Origin of the sequence: Pseudomonas sp. SAR267, assembly GCF_052077595.1 — a bacterium.
In the GTDB taxonomy this organism is placed as follows: Bacteria; Pseudomonadota; Gammaproteobacteria; order Pseudomonadales; family Pseudomonadaceae; genus Aquipseudomonas; species Aquipseudomonas vlassakiae.
In genome coordinates this window covers 1,691,647-1,707,957 of the sequence record NZ_JBQIHU010000001.1, presented here as the reverse complement: position 1 = coordinate 1,707,957, position 16,311 = coordinate 1,691,647, and the positions used below count along the sequence as shown (strand labels likewise).

The following is a 16,311-nucleotide window of genomic DNA, read 5'->3' as shown; positions in this document are numbered from 1 at the left end:
CCCGCTCCCACTGGGATGGTGTAATGCCTGAGGCCTGCACGGTAGCTGTGGGAGCGGGCTGGCCCGCGAAGCAGGCGACGCTGCTCCATCAGCCGAGCCCGTACTTCTTGACCTTGTCGAACAGCGTGGTCTTGGCCATGCCCAGCTCCTGGCTGGCCTGGCTGAGGTTGCCACCGGTGCGCTGCAAGGCATCACTGAGCAGGTTGCGTTCGAACGCTTCCACCGCCTCGGCAAAGCCAAGCCCTTGGCTGGCGCCGCCGCTCGGGCCTTTCTTGAAGGCTGGCAGGCCAAGGGCATAGCGCTCGGCCACGTTGCGCAATTCGCGCACGTTGCCCGGCCAGTCATGGGCCATCAAGCGCGACAGGGTCTGGCTGTCCAGCGTCGGTGCTTCGCGGTCGAATCGCAGCGCCGACTGCTGCAGGAAGTGCTCGAACAGTTGCAGGATGTCTTCCCGACGTTCGCGCAGCGGCGGCAGCTCCAGGGTGACCACGTTCAAGCGGTAATAGAGGTCGCTACGGAACTGCCCGGTCTGACCGAGGGCGTCGAGGTCGGATTTGGTGGCTGCAATCACCCGGCAATCCACCGCGATGCTCTGGTTCGAGCCCAGGCGCTCCAGGGTGCGTTCCTGCAGCACGCGCAGCAGCTTGATCTGCAAGTTGATCGGCATGCTCTCGACCTCGTCGAGGAACAGCGTGCCGCCATTGGCGTGTTCAATCTTGCCTATGCGGCGCTTGCCGGCACCGGTGAAGGCGTTGGCTTCGTGGCCAAAGATCTCGCTTTCGAACAGGTTCTCCGGCAGGCCACCGCAGTTCAGCGCCACGAACGGCTGGCCCTGGCGCCGGCTGAAATCGTGCAGGCAGCGGGCGACCAGCTCTTTGCCGGTGCCGGTTTCCCCTTCGATCAGCACGTTTGCCGACGTATCGGCGACGTTGGCGATCAGCTCGCGCAGGTGCTGCATGGCCGGCGAACGGCCGATGATGCGCCCTTCAAGGCTGCTCTGCTCGGCCAGTTGCCGGCGCAGGGCCACCACTTCGCGGGACAGCCCGCGCTGCTCCAGGGCACGGCGCACCACATCCACCAGGCGCTCAGGGGAGAAGGGCTTTTCCATGAAGTCGTACGCGCCGTTGCGCATGGCACCGACCGCCATGTCGATATCGCCGTGGCCGGTGATCAGCACTACCGGCAGGCTGCGGTCGCGGGCCTTGAGGCGGCTGAGCAGCTCCAGGCCATCGATGCCCGGCAGGCGGATATCGCTGACGACGATCCCGGCAAAATCATCGCCGATGCGCTCCAGGGCCTGTTCGGCACTGCCGACGCCCTCGCAGGCGATGTCTTCCAGAGCCAGCGCCTGCTGGCAGCCGAGCAGCACATGCGGGTCGTCTTCGACGATCAGAACGGTAAGTGGCGCTTGGTTCATGGTTGCTCTGCCGATTCGCTGGGGGGCGTGACCAAAGGCAGGGCGAGGACGAAGGCCGTGCCGCCGGTGGCGGGGTGCTCGACGTTCAGGCTGCCCTTGGCCGCGGCGGCAAGGCTCGCCGACAAGGTCAGCCCCAGGCCCAGGCCATGTTCGCCCGGTTTGGTGGTGAAGAAAGGTTCGAACAGGTGCTTGCGGGTTTCGGCATCGATGCCGTGGCCGTTATCGCGTACCCGCAGGCGATACTTGTCGCCTTGCAGCTCGCCTTCGAGCCACAGCTCGGGCAGTGGCTGGGTGGCCATGGCGTCAAGAGCGTTGCCGATCAGGTTGACCAGGATCTGCTCAAGGCGGGTCTGGTCGATGGCCAGTTGCTGGTCGTCGAACTGGTGGTGCAACTGCAGGTTGCAGCCCGTGATGCGGTCGTTCAGTACCTGCAAGGACGCCTCCACGGCCTTGGCCAGCGACGCCTGGCCACTGTCGTCACCGCGCCGGGCGAACGAGCGCAGGCTGGCCGTGATGCGGCCCATGCGGTCGATCAAGCCGTTCATGGTGCGCAGGTTGGTGCTGGCGGTGTCCAGTGCACCCCGCTCGAGAAAGCGCACGGTGTTGCCAGACAGGGTCCGCAGCGCCGCCAGAGGCTGGTTGAGTTCGTGGGCGATGCTGGTGGACATCTGCCCGATCGCCGCCAGCTTGCCGGCCTGGACCAGTTCGTCCTGGGCATGGCGCAGGGTCTGCTCGGCATGCCGGCGCTCACGGATCTGGCCCTTGAGCCGTTCGTTGCTGGCGCGCAGGTCGGCGGTGCGGTCGGCGATGCGCCGCTCCAGCTGGCTGTTGGCTTCTTCCAGGGCCTCGCGCGCGGCCAGGCGTGTGGCAACGACCTTGCGCCGTTCGTTCCAGGCGATGCCGAGGATGGTCAGCAGGGCGAAGGCCACGCCGACCAGGATGCCCTGCACCATGGACTCGCGGCGCAGGTCCTGCAGCGGAGTGAGCAGGGTGAAGTGCCAGGGCGTATCGGCCAGGCGCCGGGTCTGGGCCAGGTAGCTCACTTCATGGGGCTTGCCCTGGGCAGTTTCGGCGTTGGCCGGGAAGGTCAGTTTCTCCACGCCATCGGCCAGGGTTTCGCGGGCCAGCGGTTGCAGCTCGTTCAGCGGCCACCAGTAGTACTGCAGGCTGCGCGCCAGGCGCTCCTTGATCTGCGGGGTCAGCGGGCGCACCGACTTCAAGCGCCGGGCTGGGTCGCTGGAAAGAATGATGATGCCGTTCTCGTCGCTGACGAAGGCTTCCAGGCGGGCGCGCTGCCAGCGCTCTTCCAGGGTGTCCAGGCGCACTTTGATCACCGCCACGCCGATGATCTTGCCGTGTTCTTCCAGGCCGTGAGCAAGGTAATAGCCAGCCTCGCCCGTGGTGCTGCCGATCCCGTAGAAGCGGCCCGGTTCGCCACGCACGGCGCTCTGGAAATAGGCCCGGAACGACAGGTCTTCACCGAGGAACGAGTCGGCGTCGCGCCAGTTGCTGCTGGCCTGCACGCGGCCGTTGGTGTCGAGAACGAAGATCGCCCGGCTGCGGCTGCGGCGGTTCAGGCCTTCGAGGTATTCGTTGACGGTCTGCCGGTTGGCGCCATCAGGGTCGGTGAGCAGCTGCGAGACGCTGTCTTCCAGCTCCAGCAGGCTCGGCAGGTAGGTGTACTTGCTGATTTCGCTCTCGACCGTGCGCGCATGCAGCTCCAGCGCACGTTCGCCGCTTTCGCTCAAGGTGCGGATGCCATTGCTTTCGCTGATCAGGAAGCCGGCCATGCCCAGTCCGACCATCAGCAGGATGATCAGGGGCGGCAGCAGCAATTGGCGAATCAGGCGGGATTTCACGGCGGGCTTGGCAGGGAGAAGAAGCGAAGGGTCGCATTTCATCACAGTGGCCTTGTCACGGCCAGCACCCGCTGCCGGGCGAACCCTGGCAGCGGTGCCGTTGTTGCCGAATCAGTGTTGCAGGATCTTGCTGAGGAAGTGCTGGGTGCGTTCGTGGCGGGCGCTCGGGTTGCCGAAGAAGTCTTCCTTCTGGCAGTCCTCGATGATGTTGCCCTTGTCCATGAAGATCACCCGGTTGGCCACTTTGCGGGCGAAGCCCATTTCGTGGGTCACGCACATCATGGTCATGCCTTCGTGGGCCAGCTCGACCATCACGTCCAGTACTTCGTTGACCATCTCCGGGTCCAGCGCCGAGGTCGGTTCGTCGAACAGCATGACGATCGGGTCCATCGACAGCGCGCGGGCAATGGCCACGCGTTGCTGCTGGCCGCCAGACAGCTGGCCGGGGTGCTTCTTGGCGTGGGCGCCGAGGCCGACGCGGTCGAGCAGGGCCAGGCCCTTCTTGGTCGCTTCCGCCTCGCTGCGGCCGAGCACCTTGCGCTGGGCGATGGTCAGGTTCTCGGTGATGCTCAGGTGCGGGAACAGCTCGAAGTGCTGGAATACCATGCCCACCCGCGAACGCAGCTTGGGCAGGTTGGTCTTGGGGTCGGCGATCGAAGTGCCATCGACCACGATGTCGCCCTTCTGGAACGGCTCCAGGGCGTTGACGCACTTGATCAGGGTCGATTTGCCCGAGCCCGAAGGGCCGCAGACCACAACCACTTCACCTTTCTTGACCTCGGTGCTGCAGTCGGTCAGCACCTGGAAGTCGCCGTACCACTTGTTGACGTTCTTGATGGAAATCATACGGTGATCCTTTTTTGCAGGCGCTTGACCAGCCACGAAGCGGAGAAGCTGATGACGAAGTACACGACTCCGGCGAAGATCAGGAACTCATGGGAGCGCCCGATGATGTCGCCGTTGGAGCGTGCCGAGTTGAGGAAGTCCACCAGGCCCACGGTGTACACCAGCGAGGTGTCCTGGAACAGGATGATGCTCTGCTGCAGCAGCAGCGGGGTCATCTTGCGGAAGGCCTGGGGCAGGATGATCAGGCGCATGGTCTGGCCGTAGGTCATGCCCAAGGCCTGGGCAGCGCCCATCTGGCCCTTGGAGATCGACTGCACACCGGCGCGGACGATTTCGCAGAAGTAGGCGGCCTCGAACATCATGAACGCCACAACGCACGAAGTGAAGGCTCCCACCGGGGTGTCTTCGCCGGTGATCCAGCGCAGCACGAACGGCACCGCCAGGTAGAACCAGGTGATCACCAGCAGCAGCGGGATCGAGCGGAAGTAGTTGACGTAGGCACCGGCCACACGCGACAGCAGCTTGCTCGACGACAGGCGCATCAGTGCCAGAATGGTACCCAGCACGATACCGCCGACCACGCCCATGACCATCAGTTGCAGGGTCATGAGCATGCCGTCCCAGAGGGCCGGCAGGGCGGGGATGATTTCGCTGAAATCCATGTCCATTTACTTGCCCCCCACGGAGATCAGGCCAGGCACGGCGACTTTCTTCTCGACCATGCGCATCAGCAGCATCAGGCCCATGTTCAGGGTGAAGTAGATCAACGTGGCCAGGGTGAAGGCCTCGAACAGGTTGGCCGAGAATTCGGCGGTCTGCTTGGTCTGCGCCAGCAGCTCCATCAGGCCGATCAACGAGGCCACCGAGGAGTTCTTGAACACGTTCAGGAATTCCGAGGTGAGCGGCGGAATGATGATCCGGTAGGCCTGCGGCAGCAGCACGTTGTTGTAGATCTGCGGCAGGCTGAAGCCCATGGCGCGGGCGGCGGCTTCCTGGCCGCGCGGCAGCGCCTGGATGCCGGTGCGTACCTGTTCGCAGACGCGGGCGGCAGTGAACAGGCCCAGGCAGATGACCACGCTGATCAGTGCCGAGGTGGTCGGGTTGAGGTCTTGCTTGAACCATTCCTGCAGGCCTTCGGGCAGCAGGTCCGGCACCAGGAAGTACCAGATGAACAGCTGCACTAGCAGCGGCACGTTGCGGAACAGTTCCACGTAGGCGGTGGCGATGCCCGATACCAGACGGTTCGGCACGGTACGCATGACACCGAGGACCGACCCCAGCAGCAGTGCGATGATCCAGGCGGAAATGGCGATGGCGATGGTCCAGCCCAGACCGGTGATGTACCAGTCCAGATAGGTCTCGCTGCCCACGCCGGTGGACTTGAAGAACACGCCCCAGTCCCAGTTGTAATTCATCGGGATTTCCCCTCAGACGGTTGTTTCACGGGCACCTTCGAGCATCCGGGGGCGCTGGGCGCCCTCGGATGAAAGGTTAGACACTAATGGGTGGCCTGCAGGATTGATTCGCGCTAGCGAGCAGCAGGCCACTAACAGCTGAGGATCAGGACTTCTTCTCGTCGGCGGCCTTGTCGGTCGGCTCGGCGATCAGTTTCTTCAGCTCGTCGCTCATCTGGAAGTTCAGGTTGAGGCCCTTTGGCGGGATCGGCTGGGTGAACCACTTGTCGTAGCTCTTGTTGACTTCGCCCGATTTGAAGTACGCGACGATGGCGTCATCGACCGCTTTCTTGAAGGCCGGGTCATCCTTGCGCACCATGCAGCCGTAGATTTCATACGACTGTGGAGTACCGGTAATGACCCAGTCCTTTGGATTGCGCGCCTTGGCCATTTCACCGGCGAGCAGCGCGTCGTCCATCATGAAGGCCACGGCGCGGCCGCTTTCGAGCATGTTGAAGGCTTCACCGTGGTCCTTCGCGGAAATCACGTTCATCTTCATCTGCTTGTCGGCGTTCATGGCCTTGAGCAGGCGCTCGGAGGTGGTACCGGCGGTAGTCACCACGTTCTTGCCGGCCAGGTCCGGGAAGTCCTTGTAGGAAGGCTGACCGTCCTTGACCTTGGTCAGCAGGCGGGTGCCGACTTCGAAGATGCCGACCGAGAAGCCGACCTGTTGCTGGCGCTCGACGTTGTTGGTGGTAGAGCCGCACTCAAGGTCGACGGTGCCGTTCTGCACCAGCGGGATGCGGGTCTGGGAAGTCACGAGGTTGTACTTGACCTTGATATCGGTACCCAGTTGCTTCTTCAGGGCATCGACCACGGCCAGCTGGATGTCATGGGAGTAGCCCACGGGCGTTTGACCGCCAGCCAGGTAGGAAAATGGAATGGAAGAGTCGCGGTGCCCCAGGGTGATGGTGCCCGAGTCCTTGATTTTCTTCAGGGTACCGGTCAGTTCTTCAGCCATGGCTGGCGAAGCGATGATCGCGGCGGCGATGGTTGCGCCCAAAAGGTGACGAACGATACGCATCAAATTTTCCTCGACGTGTTTGTTTTTTTTATGGAGCCGTTGGCGGACTCTTTCGTTCAACGAATACAGCAGGAAGCGAGTGCATTCGGCTCCAAGTGTAGAGCATGAGTCGTGCCAAGCTCTCGATATCGATCATACCGCCTGATAAAACGGGCCGATCAACCTTTTCGCGTGAGCAGATACTTCATGTTTCGTTCGGAAATCCGTATGCATTCAACTAACTCGTTCGGTAATCCGATTGGGTGAGACAGGCAGTCTTGAACATCACTATTTAGTTACCGTCATGTTGCGGCGTCTCGGTGTTTAGCTGGGTTTCTTTTGTGACGAGACTCGCCAATGCCCCCGTTGATCCGCTACGACTCCGTTGACGCTCTGATCGCCCGCAACCTGCCAGGCTGGATGCGCCAGGCTTCGGAAGATCATTTGTCTGCGCTACGCCGTGCCATGTTGCAGGAACAGGCCATCGACCATCAGGTCAGCCAGCTGTGGAACACCATTCCGTCCCTGGATACGTTCGCCAGGCAGTTGCTGGAGCAGACGTTGTCCAGAACCAGCCTGGCCGGGGTTGATGTGAAGGCGGCGAAGGTCAGGATCGCCACGCTGATCGTGCTCCCTACCGGGTCACCAAAATTGTCGTCGCCTCACGTGAAGCGCGTGGTGGCGCATGACCTGCTGACCGCTGCGCTGCACAACTTTCACGCTGATGAGGCGGTGCCCAGCATTTATCGAGAGGCAAAGCTCTTAGGTGCCGACAAGCAGCCGCTAAAGATGAGCTTCGAGCGGTTCGCTCACCTGTGCCGACAGCTGGATATCGGCCAGCGCTACCAGGCATTGCTGCGTCAGACGCTGCAACCCGCGACCACAGCATCGGAGCCAGTCGCCAGCCTGCTTGAAGAGTCGCTGCGAGCGCGACTGGAGGTGGCCGTGCGCCTGTCGCTATTGAAGGGGCACCTTGACGAGCGCAGTTACTTGCGGATGTTGCCACTGTGCGCTGCCAAACCGATCGTGCCGGCGGATCCGGCCAGCGTCATCCCACGGCAGCTGTATCTGCTGGGCAAGCGCATCCGGGGGGTTGTGACCGTCGAAGTAAGGCTTGCAGAGGATGACAGCATCGACAGTGTCATTGCCTGGCTACCCAACGATGCGCAAGCGCCCTTGCAGCGCTATGACAGTTGGTCGTCGCTCTAGTGCTCACTGTGCCAGAAGCTGCGAAGCCAGGACTTTGCACGGTATTTCAGCCGTTTTATCGGCGAGCGCGACCGCGTCGACTTCAGCTATGCCCTGCGCAAGCGTCACGCTGCAGGGCCCGAACCCTCGGAACTCGATGGTCGCAACCTGGCGTTGGACGCGACCCTCTTTGTGCATTTGCGCAAGCAGCAGGTGGAGAAGTGTTTTGACGATGCGGCAGTGCTGGCGGTTTCCACCGAAGCGGTAGATGAGCAGGACCGACGTCGGCGCATGATCAACTACAAGGAGTTCGGTCTCGACTTGCTCGGGCTTGCAGGCCTGTTCGTACCGGTGTTGGGGTGGGCGATGCTTGCCCTGACGGCTGAGCAGGTCGTGGAAAATATCTATGAAGGTTACAAGGATTGGCAGATCGGTGATCGCCAGGACGCGCTGGAACATGTATTTGCCATTGCCCAGATCGTGGCCAGCGGTGTTGTTGTCGCTGCGGGCGCCGAACTGGTGGGGCGTACGTTGCCGCGTGTAGCGGCGGTCGATGCCATGGCCCCCGTTTGCACGGCGGACGGTGATGTGCGTTTATGCCGAACCGACCTGCCAGGCTATGCCTTGGCGGACAGCGACCTTGGCATCGGCCAGCACGAGACCCAGGATGCTGTGCGGCGGATGCGTCTGCATGACGCCACGTATGTTGTCGAAGAACGAGGCGAAGGCTTGGCCTTGCGTCATCCGTCGCGTAGCGAAGCGCAGCCGATAGCGTTGCAGCACAACGGTGTCGGAGGTTGGTGGCATGACCTGGAAAGTCCCCAGCACTGGGAGGGCAGTGGGCACTTGCTGCGCCGGTTGAGCAGTGCCTTGGCTACAGTGCCGGACGAGCTCGCCGAGACCTTGCTGTTGATTACGGGTCATGACCAGGCGCAACTGCGGCGTTTGCATCTTGAAGGTGCAAAGCCTCCGGCACGTCTGCTCGATGCACTGGAGCGTCTGCGCTTGCATGAGCAGTTCCCGCGGGTGAACGGCGCAGCCTTCGAGGACATAGTGGCACAGCGCCAAGCGAATCCGGAGGAAGGTGCGCGCTTGCTCATACGTGATTTTCCGGGGCTTACGCCGCGTTGCGCAGGGGAAATTCTGGAACTGGCAGACGATGTTCTGGTAGTGCGCCTGCTGGAGCACAAACGGGTGCCGCTGGCGCTCGCCGAGCAAGCGCGCTGGGCGGTACGTGACAGCCGGCTGGACCGGGCCTGCGCGGGCTTGCTGCAGCCGCAGGCCATCAATGGGGATAGCGAGCGGCTGGCGCTGGCGCTTGCCCAAAGGCACGGCAAGTGGCCTGCTGACCTGCGGGTCGAGGTTCGCGAGGGGCATCCCAACGGGGTGAAGTTGGCGGACAGCGGTGCGCCCGACGCTTCCCGGGTTGCCGTCCTGGTCAAGCAGGCGGACCGATATCTGATAGTGGGGGGCCCAGATCACGGTTCAGGCGCGTTGCTGGAGAGCCTGCTGGTCCTGGCTGAGGGGTTGCCTGGCGATGGCGCGGTCAAACGATGGCAAAAGGATCTGGCAACGCAGGCGGCAGCGGCGCGCGACGTCGCCGCTGAAATGATCGGCCTGGCTCCACCACCCGGGCGTGTGCGTCCCCCTGTGCGGCTGGGGGACGGACGCGTGGGCTATCTGCTCAGCGGGCGGGGAGAAAGCTCCGGTCAGGCGTTGCGGCGTGGCCTTCGCCAGATCTATCCGACGATGAGCGATGGTCAGGTGGACGCTTTACTTGCCGACCTGCGCTTGCGTGGCATCGAGCCTTGGCAGCACTTTGCACGTCTGCGCGCACAACTGGCTGACTTGCGAGGCTCATTGCTGCGTTGGCAGGAGCAGGCCAGCGGGCCCCTGGAGCGCCTGCGTCGCAGGCGTCTGGCTACCCGGCTACGTCGCTGCTGGCGACGCAAGAGCAATATCGGCACAGAAGATGGTTACGTCCTCCAGATCGATGGCCTGCAGGTGGGGGAGTTGCCTGAGTTGCCGGCTGGCCTGGACTTTCCTCACGTCACCCAGCTGACATTGCGTCGGCTGGGGCTCGAAGCGGTGCCGCACGCGTTTATCAGCCGTTTTGCCAACGTGGTTGAACTGGACTTGCGCGGCAATCGCTTGACGACGGTTCCCATGGGGGTGGAGCAGATGGTGAGGCTGCGCGAGTTGCGTCTGAGCCATAACCGGATCGTGCTCGATGCGCAAGCGGATGCCCAGCTGTCGGCCTTGGTCCGCCTGGAGCGATTGCATCTTGACCACAACCCGCTGGGTCAGGCGCCCGCTGTCAGTGGCTTGCCGCGATTGCGCGAGCTGTCGTTGCGCAGCACCGGCTTGGAAGACCTGCCAACGCGGGTGCAGACACCCTGGCGCGCACTCACCGATTTTCGCAACAATCAGCTGCGTCGATTGAACGTGGAGCTGAACGCCGTGCGCGAGCGTATTCGCCGTATGGCACTGCACGACAATCCGCTGGAGGATTTTAGCGAGGAGGAAATCAGCGAAAGTTCTGGGTCCTCGGAGGAGGGGCGAGGGCTTTCCTACCGCCATGCGCTGGTAGATCAGGCGATGCGCCAGCAATGGTTGGCGGGCAGTACAGGGGCGTTGCGCGCTCACCGGGAAGCACTTTGGGTCGGCCTGCAGGAAGAGCCTGGCGCACGAGACTTCTTCCGCTTTCTGGCTGACTTCGCTCAGTCTTCCGATCTGGCACGTTACCCGGGCTACTATAGGGCCCGCGTATGGGAAATCATCGAGGCCTGCGCATACGACACCGATGTTCGCTCAGGCCTGTTCGCCCTGGCTGGCGGCCCACGCACTTGCGAGGATCGGTTGTTGTGGACGCTCAGTCAGTTGGAGACGCGCGCTGCAGTGGTGAAGATGACCCGAGGCCTGCCGGCGCGGGGCGCCGAAACCGCGCTGGTCAGCCTGGGGCGTTCGCTGTACCGGCTGGACCGGCTCGATCGTATTGCTGCCCGCCATGTACAGCGAATGGCGTCGCAAGCCGGGCTATTCGTCGATGAGCTGGAGGTCTACCTGGCCTACCGGGTGAATCTGGCCGGCCCACTGCAATTGCCACCGCAACCGCGCTCGATGCACTACCGCAGCCATAGCGGGGTAAGCGCTTCCGACCTCAACGCAGCGCGCAGCGAAGTGTTGCAAGCGGAAAACCCAAGGACACTCAGCGACGCGTTGGCCACCCAGGACTTTTGGGAGGATCATGTCAGGCGACACCATGCCGACCGCTTCGAACAAATGCTCGCGCCGTTTCATGAACGCCTGGCGCACCTGGAGGCACATGCCGAGGAAACCGGTGAGATGGCTTATCTGATGGGGAGCAATACGCTCAGGGATGAGCTGCTGGAGGCTGAACGGCGCCTGTTGCGCACGCTCGCCCGTGCCGCCTACAGCCTGCCGGAGGACTGAGCCTCCGGCAGCGCTCCATCAGGCGGCGCGGCCCTGGTTGCGCAGCTTGCCGCGTTGTTGCAGGTATTCGCGCAGTGCCTGCTGCTCGGCGGTGCTGGTGAACAGGCCAAGCTTGGTCCGGCGCCAGAGAATGTCGTCGGCGTCGGTAGCCCATTCGATTTCGCACAGGTAGTCGACTTCGCGGCCGAACAAGCCGCCCCCGATGGCCTGGCCGAGGTCGTCCGGGCCGTTGACGCCGTCGAGCAATTGCCACACACGGCTGCCGTAGGTGACCGCCCAGCGTTTGGCGATATCCACTGGCAGCCAGCCGTGCTTGGCCAGCAATTGGTCCACCAACGCTTGCGCAGTGCTCATCTGCTCGCCGCCCGGCAGCGGCGCTGTGGCCGTCCAGCTGCCACCCATCTGTTCGAAGAACGGCTTGAGCTCGACCATGGCCGATTCCGCCAGCTTGCGGTAGGTGGTCAGTTTGCCACCGAACACCGACAGCAGCGGTGCCTGGCCAGTGCTGGCCGACAACGCCAGGGTGTAGTCGCGGGTCACCGCCGAGGGGTTGTCAGACTCGTCGTTGCACAGCGGGCGCACGCCCGAATAGGTGTGCAGGATGTCGGCACGGTTCAATGGCTGGTTGAAGTGTTCGTTGACGACCTTCAGCAGGTAGTCAGTTTCCTGCTCGGTGATCGCTACCTTGGCCGGGTCGCCGCTGTATTCGCGGTCGGTGGTGCCGATCAGGGTGAAGCGGTCCAGGTATGGAATGCAGAAGACGATGCGCTGGTCCTCGTTCTGCAGGATGTAGGCGTGTTCGCCTTCGTAGAGGCGCGGCACGATGATGTGGCTGCCCTGGATCAGGCGGATGCCGTAAGGGGCATCGAGCTTGAGGTCATCCTTGATGAAGCTGGCGACCCAAGGGCCGGCGGCGTTGACCAGGGCGCGTGCGCGAATGCTCTGCAGGCTGCCATCGGCATGCTGCAGTTCAACCTGCCACAGGCCATCCACACGCTCAGCACGCAGGCAACGGGTGTGGGTGTGGATGTGTGCGCCGTTTTCGCGGGCGCTCATGGCATTGAGCACCACCAGACGGGCATCGTCCACGGCGCAGTCGGCATATTCGAATCCGCGGGTGATTGTCGGCTTGAGCGGGTAGCCCGGGCCGAAGCGCAGGCTGCGCGAGGCACCCAGGCGCTTGCGCTTACCCAGGTGGTCGTAGAGGAACAGGCCGGCGCGGATCATCCAGGTCGGGCGCAGGTGCGGGCGGTGCGGCAGCACGAAGCGCATCGGCTTGACGATGTGCGGGGCTTTGGCCAGTAGCACTTCACGTTCGGCAAGCGCCTCGCGCACCAGCCGGAATTCGTAATGCTCCAGATAACGCAGGCCGCCGTGGATCAGCTTGCTACTGGCAGAAGAGGTATGTTGCGCCAGGTCGTCCTTTTCACAAAGGAATACCTTGAGGCCGCGCCCGGCGGCGTCTGCAGCGATGCCCACGCCATTGATACCACCGCCGATGACGGCGAGGTCGTAGCAGTCGGCGACTGGGAGCTGGGACGAAACTGGCTGGGACACGGGCAAGGCCTCCTGGGCTGTTCACATCGAAAATGAACATTGATGTTCGTTTACGAAAATACTAGCGCAACAGAAAGCCGGTCGCCAGTCAGTGTTTATAGAAAAAACTGATCAGATGACAAGAAAGTGAACATTTCCGAAAATTATGAGGGATCGGTTTGAGGTATCTTGCGCCTGTAAGACCGAGCGCCGCCCGCACGGCGCTCGATCTCACTGGCGGCAAAAGACCCATGTCATGCGACCGAGGCCCTCACACCACCTCAAGCCGAATCTTGTACTGGTTCAGCAATTGAGTGAGGGCAGGCGCAGGTCCCTGGTCGGTCACCAGGCAGTCGACCAGGCTGATCGACCCCAGGCGCACCATGGCGTTGCGCCCGAACTTGCTGGAGTCGGCGGCAAGCACGACCTGGCGGGCATTGGCGATGATCGCCTGGGAAACCCGTACTTCCTGATAATCGAAATCGAGCAGGCTACCGTCTTCATCGATGCCGCTGATGCCGACCAGGGCGAAATCAACCTTGAACTGGTTGATGAAGTCGACGCTGGCCTGGCCCACCACACCGCCGTCACGACGGACAGTGCCGCCGGCTACCAGCACCTCGAAGTCATCCTTGGCGGCGAGAATCGCGGCCACATGCAGGTTGTTGGTGATGACTTTGAGGTGGTTGTGGTTGAGCAATGCCCGGGCAATCGATTCGGTGGTGGTGCCGATGTTGATGAACAATGAGGCATGGTCGGGAATCTGCTGCGCCACCGCTTCGGCGATGCGTTGCTTTTCATCGCGCATCTGGTCGGCGCGCATGGCATAGGCGGTGTTCTCGATGCTCGAATCATAGGCCGCACCACCATGGTAGCGGCGCAGCAGGTTGAGTTCGGCGAGCTGGTTGATGTCGCGGCGGATGGTTTGCGGTGTGACAACGAACAGCTGCGCCATTTCTTCGATACTGACGTAGCCGCGATCGCGCACCAGTTCGAGGATTTGTTGTTGGCGTGGGTGCAGATTCATGGGCGGTCCTTTGGGGCTGCCGGACAAATTCTGCAATGATGCCGTAGGAAGGGGATGACGGCCAGTAGACCATCGGGGCCGCGTGGCGGCCCCGGCCTGATTTACGCTTCGTGATCTTCCCAGTCACGGGTGCGCTCGACGGCTTTCTTCCAGCCGGCGTACAGCTTCTCTTTGGCGGCCTCGTCCAGCTGCGGGCTGAACTCGCGCTCGATGATCGCCTTGTCGCGCAGTTCTTCCAGGCCGCTCCAGAAGCCACAGGCCAGGCCTGCCAGGTAGGCGGCGCCGAGGGCGGTGGTTTCGCGCATTTTCGGGCGCTCGACGCAGGTGCCGAGGATGTCGGCCTGGAACTGCATGAGGAAGTTGTTGGCCACTGCGCCACCGTCCACGCGTAGTTCCGACAGGCGCTGGCCGCAGTCCTGCTGCATGGCGTCGAGCACGTCGCGAGTCTGGTAGGCGATCGACTCCAGCGCGGCACGAATGATGTGGTCGACCTTCACCCCACGGGTCAGGCCGAACAGTGCACCGCGGGCATACGGGTCCCAATAGGGCGCGCCGAGACCGGTGAACGCAGGCACCAGGTACACACCGTTGCTGTCCTTGACCTTGCTGGCGAAGTATTCGGTGTCCAGCGCATCGTTGACGATTTTCAGCTCGTCACGCAGCCACTGCACGGTGGAACCACCGTTGAAGACCGCGCCTTCAAGGGCATAGGCCACCTCGCCACGCGGGCCGCATGCGATGGTGGTGAGCAGGCCGTGGGAAGACTTCACGGCCTGGTTGCCGGTGTTCATCAACAGGAAACAGCCGGTGCCGTAGGTGTTCTTGGCCTGGCCTGGCTCCACGCACATCTGGCCGAACAGCGCCGACTGCTGGTCGCCGGCGATGCCGGCGATGGCGATGCCGCTCTTGGTGTGGCCGTACACTTCCGAAGAGGGGCGTACTTCGGGCAGCATCTGCTGCGGGATGCCGAGGATTTCCAGCAGCTTCTGGTCCCACTGCAGGCTGTGGATGTTGAACATCAGTGTACGCGAAGCGTTGGTGTAGTCGGTGACATGCACCTTCCCGCCGGAGAACTTCCAGATCAGCCAGGTATCGATGGTGCCGAACAGCAGTTCGCCGCGCTCGGCGCGTTCGCGGACACCTTCGACGTTATCGAGGATCCACTTCAGCTTGGTGCCGGAGAAGTACGGGTCAGTGACCAGGCCGGTGGTTTCGCGGATGTAGTCTTCATGGCCATCTCGCTTGAGCTGGGCACAGATCTCGGTACTGCGGCGGCATTGCCATACGATCGCGTTGTACACCGGGCGGCCGGTTTCCTTGTCCCACACCACGGTGGTTTCACGCTGATTGGTAATCCCCAGCGCGGCCACCTGGGCATGGCTGATGCCGGCCTGGGCCAGGGCCTCGACCATGGTCGCGCTCTGGGTGGCGAAGATCTCCATCGGATCGTGCTCGACCCAGCCGGCTTGCGGGTAATGCTGGGCGAACTCGCGCTGCGAGGTACCGACCACGTTGGCATCGCGGTCGAAGATGATCGCTCGCGAGCTGGTGGTGCCCTGGTCCAGGGCGATGATGTAGTTCTTATCCTGGGTGTCTGTCATGGTCGTAGGCCTTGCATAAAAGAGGAGTTCAGGGCGCCAGTATCAGTTGGCTTGAGTATCGCCCTGGCGATTGTCGGTTGTCTCGGCGCTTGCGCCTTGCGCCGTCGGCAGGTTGCGGGCGATAAGGCCGCGGTAGGCAGCGGCACCCAGGCAAGCGCCGAGAATCGGCGCGAACACCGGAACCAGGAAATAGGGAATCTCCCGACCGCCAGTGAAGGCGATTTCGCCCCAGCCAGCCAGGAAGGTCATCAATTTGGGCCCAAAATCGCGGGCCGGGTTCATCGCAAAGCCGGTCAGCGGACCCATGGCGCTGCCAATCACGGCGATCAGCAGGCCGATCAGCAGAGGCGCCATGGCGCCGCGCGGCAGGCCATTGTTGTCGTCGGTCAGGGCCATGATCACGGCCATCAGGATCGCCGTGATCACCACCTCGACCAGAAATGCCTGGCCAGTGGACAGTGATGGGTGCGGATAGGTCGAGAATACCGAGGCCAGTTCGAGGCTCTCGGTGCTGCCACGCAACAGGGCGTGGGCTTGTTCGAAATCGAAGAACAGGTTGCTGTAGAGCGTGTAAACGAGCGCGGCGCCACAGAATGCGCCGCAGACCTGGGCAAGCGCGTAGAACGGCAGCTTGCGCTTGTCGAAGCCGGCAAACAAGGTAAGCGCGATGCTCACGGCCGGATTCAGGTGCGCGCCGGAAATGCCCGCGGTGAGGTAGATCGCCATGCTTACGCCGACGCCCCAGATGATGCTGATTTCCCACAGGCCGAAGCTGGCGCCAGCGACCTTGAGGGCGGCGACGCAACCCGTGCCGAAGAAGATCAGCAAGGCGGTGCCGAGAAACTCGGCCAGGCATTGGCTGGATAGAGTGGGTTCGCGTAGTGCAGTCGTCATGTATGACCTCGTTGTTTTTGTTGTGAGGCGCAA

The 16,311-nt window shown here is 62.8% G+C and carries 12 protein-coding genes; 2 read left to right on the top strand and 10 right to left on the bottom strand.

The window, feature by feature from the left end:
• Nucleotides 1-88: 88 nt before the first annotated feature.
• The 6 genes from ACTORR_RS08265 to ACTORR_RS08240 form a co-directional block, all read right to left on the bottom strand.
• Nucleotides 89-1,417: a sigma-54-dependent transcriptional regulator gene (locus ACTORR_RS08265; RefSeq protein ID WP_054885878.1), complete on the bottom strand. Its 1,329-nt coding sequence runs from the start codon at nucleotides 1,415-1,417 to the stop codon at nucleotides 89-91.
• Complete coding sequence (locus ACTORR_RS08260) at nucleotides 1,414-3,318, bottom strand: sensor histidine kinase (RefSeq protein WP_054885877.1); 1,905 nt, start codon at nucleotides 3,316-3,318, stop codon at nucleotides 1,414-1,416. The genes ACTORR_RS08265 and ACTORR_RS08260 overlap by 4 nt, the downstream gene beginning before the upstream one ends.
• Nucleotides 3,319-3,387: 69 nt before the next feature.
• On the bottom strand, nucleotides 3,388-4,122 hold the full coding sequence (locus ACTORR_RS08255; RefSeq protein WP_003258023.1) for an amino acid ABC transporter ATP-binding protein: 735 nt from the start codon (nucleotides 4,120-4,122) through the stop codon (nucleotides 3,388-3,390).
• Entirely contained in the window at nucleotides 4,119-4,790 is a 672-nt protein-coding gene (locus ACTORR_RS08250; protein WP_054885876.1) for an amino acid ABC transporter permease, read from the bottom strand. The genes ACTORR_RS08255 and ACTORR_RS08250 overlap by 4 nt, the downstream gene beginning before the upstream one ends.
• On the bottom strand, nucleotides 4,791-5,537 hold the full coding sequence (locus ACTORR_RS08245) for an amino acid ABC transporter permease (protein WP_023379010.1): 747 nt from the start codon (nucleotides 5,535-5,537) through the stop codon (nucleotides 4,791-4,793).
• Nucleotides 5,538-5,682: 145 nt separating this feature from the next.
• Complete coding sequence (locus ACTORR_RS08240; RefSeq protein WP_054885875.1) at nucleotides 5,683-6,600, bottom strand: glutamate/aspartate ABC transporter substrate-binding protein; 918 nt, start codon at nucleotides 6,598-6,600, stop codon at nucleotides 5,683-5,685.
• A 336-nt stretch (nucleotides 6,601-6,936) separates the two neighbouring features.
• On the opposite strand from ACTORR_RS08240, the gene ACTORR_RS08235 reads away from it, so the two are divergent.
• Together ACTORR_RS08235 and ACTORR_RS08230 are read left to right on the top strand one after the other, a co-directional pair.
• Nucleotides 6,937-7,788: a dermonecrotic toxin domain-containing protein gene (locus ACTORR_RS08235; protein WP_441343612.1), complete on the top strand. Its 852-nt coding sequence runs from the start codon at nucleotides 6,937-6,939 to the stop codon at nucleotides 7,786-7,788.
• 171 nt (nucleotides 7,789-7,959) lie between these two features.
• Entirely contained in the window at nucleotides 7,960-11,220 is a 3,261-nt protein-coding gene (locus tag ACTORR_RS08230; RefSeq protein WP_441343611.1) for an NEL-type E3 ubiquitin ligase domain-containing protein, read from the top strand.
• A gap of 18 nt (nucleotides 11,221-11,238) precedes the next feature.
• On the opposite strand, the gene glpD is transcribed toward ACTORR_RS08230, so the two are convergent.
• The 4 genes from glpD to ACTORR_RS08210 all read right to left on the bottom strand — a co-directional run bounded on the left by glpD (nucleotide 11,239) and on the right by ACTORR_RS08210 (nucleotide 16,278).
• Entirely contained in the window at nucleotides 11,239-12,777 is a 1,539-nt protein-coding gene (gene glpD, locus ACTORR_RS08225; protein ID WP_286935525.1) for a glycerol-3-phosphate dehydrogenase, read from the bottom strand.
• A gap of 250 nt (nucleotides 12,778-13,027) precedes the next feature.
• Entirely contained in the window at nucleotides 13,028-13,783 is a 756-nt protein-coding gene (gene glpR / locus ACTORR_RS08220) for a DNA-binding transcriptional repressor GlpR (protein WP_286935524.1), read from the bottom strand.
• A gap of 101 nt (nucleotides 13,784-13,884) precedes the next feature.
• Nucleotides 13,885-15,384 (bottom strand): glycerol kinase GlpK, encoded by a 1,500-nt coding sequence (gene glpK / locus ACTORR_RS08215; protein WP_054885871.1) that lies wholly within the window; start codon nucleotides 15,382-15,384, stop codon nucleotides 13,885-13,887.
• A gap of 42 nt (nucleotides 15,385-15,426) precedes the next feature.
• Entirely contained in the window at nucleotides 15,427-16,278 is an 852-nt protein-coding gene (locus tag ACTORR_RS08210) for an MIP/aquaporin family protein (protein WP_054885870.1), read from the bottom strand.
• Nucleotides 16,279-16,311 lie beyond the last annotated feature (33 nt).